The following is a 3,008-nucleotide window of genomic DNA, read 5'->3' on the forward strand; positions in this document are numbered from 1 at the left end:
GATGCCGTCGGGCGTGCCGCGCCCGTAGTCCTGCGGGGTGCGCGAGGTCATCTTGGCCACGCCGTAGGCCATGAGCGAGGCGGGCGTCGCCCCTGCGGCGGGCAGGATGCCGACGAAGAAGCCGAGGATCGAGCCGATCGTGGTGCCCTTCCAGCCCCGCTTCGTCGCCTCGGCCGCGTCGGACACCATGCCCTTGGCGGTCATCTTCGGCGTCGTGTTCTCCACGTCGCCGCGCGTCTGCTCGATGGTCCAGAGCATCTCGCCGATGCCGTAGACGCCGATGGCCAGCACGAGGAAGCCGATCCCCTGCAGGAAGCCCGTCATCTCGAACAGCACCAGCCGCGGCTCGCCCGAGATCTGGTCGAAGCCGATGGCGCCGAGCACGAGGCCGAAGCAGATGGAGAAGATCGTCTTCGGAATGTCGTCCGTGCCGAGCCCCACGAAGGTCGCGAAGGCCAGCAGCATCAGCGCGAAGATCTCGGGCGGCCCGAAGGACAGCGCGACGCTGGCCAGGAGCGGCGCGAAGCCGGTGAAGATGACGTTCGCGACCGTCCCGCCCACGAAGCTCGCCAGCGCGGCGGTGACGAGCGCGAGGCTCGCGCGCCCCTGCATGGCGAGCGGCCGGCCGTCGAACGTGGTCGCGACCGCCGTGGAGGCGCCGGGTATGCCCAGCGTGATCGACGAGATCGCCCCCCCGTACATCGCGCCGTAGTAGATCGCCGCCAGGAAGATGATCGCGCCCGTCGGCGGCACCAGGAAGGTGATCGGCAGCAGGATCGCCACCCCGTTGACCGAGCCGAGGCCGGGCATTGCGCCGATGAACAGGCCGAGCGTCACGCCGATCAGGATCAGCACGAGGTTCAGCGGCTGCACGGCGATGAGCATGCCGTCGAAGAGAAGGCCGAGGATTTCCATGATCGGGGCGCGCCTAGTAGATGATGTCGTAGAGGATGTCGAACACCGGGTCGGTGAAGGACATGCCGCTCGGCATGGTGATCCGCATGGCGCCTTCGAAGAAGAAGAAGAAGCCGATGGGAAGGGCGAGCGCCAGCACCAGGGTCAGCGCCCAGGAATGCCGCCCGAGGAAGCGCAGGTAGTAGAGCAGGAAGACGGCGATGGCGCCGTACATCGACAGCACCTCGATGAGCGCCACGAACACGATCAGCCCGCCGCCGACAAGCGCCACCATCCGCCAGCCGTAGCCGTCGAGAAACGGCTCCTCCGAGCGGGACGGCGGGCTCGTGCGGCGCCACCAGTTGAAGGCGATCATGCCGCAGCTCAGCAGCATGATCAGCGACAGCCAGAACGGCCAGAGCCCGCCGCCGGGCCCCCGGCCCTCGATGAAGCCGATGGGCAGTTCGGTGCTCTTCCACATCAGATAGATGGAGAAGAGCGCGAGAACGCCCGCCGTCACGATTTCGCCGTTCCGCATCTGGCCGTCCCCTGCCGTCTTCCGTCCGTGTTGGCGCGCGCGTTACTCGCCGAGCGCCTCGAGAAGGGCACGGTGGCTGTCGACCTGCGTGGCCCAGTAGGCGCGCTGCGCGTCGGCATCCATCCAGAGGGGCGAGAGGCTCTCCGAGGTCAGGTAGCCCTGCCACTCCTCGCTCTCGTAGACCTGCGTGAAGATGGTGCGGTAGAACTCCGCCGCCTCCTCCGACATGCCCGGCGCGCCGACGACGGCCCGCTGGTTGGCATAGGAGAAGTCGTGGCCCAGTTCGCGCGCCGTCGGGATGTCCGGGAAGGCCGGCAGCCGCTCGTCCGAGAAGGCCAGAAGCGGCACGAAATCGCCCGCCTCGTAGAAGCCCTTGGCCTCGGCGGGGTTGTTCACGGTCGCCATGATCTGCTGGCCGGCGAGGTCGCGGGCAACGGCGCCGCCGCCGTCATAGGGGATGTAGGTGATGTCGAGGTCGTAGGCGCCCGACAGGAACGCGATGACGATCGAGTCCTCCTGGCCCGAGCCCGTGCCGCCCATGACGTACTCGCCGTTCATGCCGCGCACCGCCTCGAGCCACTGGTCGAAGTCGGTGATGCCCGCGTCGCGGTGGACCCACAGCACGAAGGGGTCGACGCCCATCATCGCGATCGGCGTGAAGGTCTGGATGTCGATGCCGAGGTTCTCCTGCCGGAGCGGCGTGGTGAAGAACGAGTTCAGCGTAACCAGGATCGTGTGGTCCGGGTCGGAAGTGCCGTTGACGTGCAAGAGCGCCTCGGCGCCCGAGCCGCCGCCCTGGTTGTTCGGCACCAGCGGGCGCGGGGTCATGTCGTAGCGCTCGGCGACCGACTGGATGAAGCGCGCGATCTGGTCCGCGCCGCCGCCGGGGCCGGCCATGATGACGAAATCGATGGGGCGCCGCGGTTCCCAGTCCTGGGCGAGGGCCGCCATCGGCGAGAACGCGACGAGGGTCGCGCAGGAAAGGCCCAGAAGACCGCGCTTGGTGATCGGCATGACAACTCCTCCTTCGTCCTGGTGGCATCGGCGCGCCCAAAGGTCGCACCGCCGCCGCGATCAGGGGAGTAACTATCTTTCAATGATCACGCTTCAAGTGGTATTTTATTTCGCCACGAAATTATATTTCAATGCGCCATCACGATCGGGAATTCTGCTTTGTCGACAACGGATTGCGTGTTTCCGCCGAACAGCGTCTCGCGCTCGTGGCTCTGCCCGTAGGCGCCCATGACGAGGAGGCCGGCGCCCAGGTCCTGCGTCTTCTCGAGGAGGGCGAGGCCCGGATTGCGGGCCTCGAAACGGTGAACCTCGGCGGCGATCCCGCGGAGACGGTAGTAGTCCCGAAGTTCCTCCGCCGTCGCGCCGTGCGGCTTGCCCCGACCGACGGCGAGGATGTCGACCCGCTCCGCCGCCGCGGCGAGGTCGAGGGTCAGCGCCACGGCGCGCGAGGCCTCGATGGACCCGTTCCAGCCCACCACCACATGCGCCCCGAAATCCTCCGGCATGGACTCGACCTTCGGGCACATCAGAACGGGTCGCCCGGTCTGGAAGAGGCCGGACT

Annotated in this window: 4 protein-coding genes; all 4 read right to left on the minus strand. The window is 67.6% G+C overall.

What is annotated here, in order from left to right:
* The coding region (locus ACTS11_RS12655) for a tripartite tricarboxylate transporter permease (RefSeq protein ID WP_442640671.1) at window positions 1-915 on the minus strand (915 nt) is incomplete at its 3' end.
* Window positions 916-928: 13 nt separating this feature from the next.
* On the minus strand, window positions 929-1,432 hold the full coding sequence (locus tag ACTS11_RS12660; protein ID WP_442640672.1) for a tripartite tricarboxylate transporter TctB family protein: 504 nt from the start codon (window positions 1,430-1,432) through the stop codon (window positions 929-931).
* A 42-nt stretch (window positions 1,433-1,474) separates the two neighbouring features.
* A complete protein-coding gene (locus ACTS11_RS12665) occupies window positions 1,475-2,446 on the minus strand; it encodes a Bug family tripartite tricarboxylate transporter substrate binding protein (protein WP_442640673.1) in 972 nt (323 codons plus the stop codon).
* A 128-nt stretch (window positions 2,447-2,574) separates the two neighbouring features.
* A partial coding sequence (locus ACTS11_RS12670; protein ID WP_442640674.1) for a universal stress protein occupies window positions 2,575-3,008 on the minus strand: 434 nt, incomplete at its 5' end.

The sequence above is a fragment of the Roseicyclus sp. genome, assembly GCF_052168335.1.
Taxonomy (GTDB): Bacteria; Pseudomonadota; Alphaproteobacteria; order Rhodobacterales; family Rhodobacteraceae; genus Roseibacterium.